Origin of the sequence: Pseudomonas sp. 31 R 17, assembly GCF_900004915.1 — a bacterium.
GTDB classification, from domain to species: domain Bacteria; phylum Pseudomonadota; class Gammaproteobacteria; order Pseudomonadales; family Pseudomonadaceae; genus Aquipseudomonas; species Aquipseudomonas orientalis_A.
Genome location: NZ_CVTN01000013.1, coordinates 1 through 489 on the forward strand (window position 1 = coordinate 1; position 489 = coordinate 489).

Annotated in this window: 1 protein-coding gene; it reads left to right on the top strand. The window is 70.1% G+C overall.

The genetic code is table 11. The annotated features are described in order from the left end of the window. Window positions 1–489: AMP-binding protein (locus BFP89_RS00310; RefSeq protein ID WP_141689010.1), on the top strand; the 489-nt coding region annotated here is incomplete at both ends.

Genomic DNA, 489 nt, shown 5'->3' on the forward strand with positions numbered 1-489 from the left:
CTGCCGTCAGCCAGCGCCTGCAGGCCAGCGCCGGCAGCCGTTGGGCGACCCTGGCCACGGTCGCCGCCGACCTCGGCCTGACCTGCGTCTTCGCCGCCTTGCACTCAGGTGATCCGCTGATCCTGCCGGAGGCCGCGCTGGCCTTCGATCCACCTGGCTGGGCCGATTTCCTGGCCCAACATCCCGTGGACTGCCTGAAGATCGCCCCTTCGCATTTGCGTGGCCTGCTGGCGCTGGACGATGCCCGGCGGGTACTGCCGCGGCAGTTGCTGATCCTGGGCGGTGAAGGCTTCGATGCGGTGCTGTTCGCGCGCATCCGCGAACTGGCGCCGCAGTTGCGCGTGTTCAACCACTACGGCCCGTCGGAAACCACCGTCGGTGTGGTCTGTGGCGAGGTGACGGAGGCCGGGCAGGGCGCTTACCTGCCGCTGGGCCAGCCATTGGCCGGTGCCGAGCTGCGTATCGTCGATGCGGCGGGCCAGCCCGTGC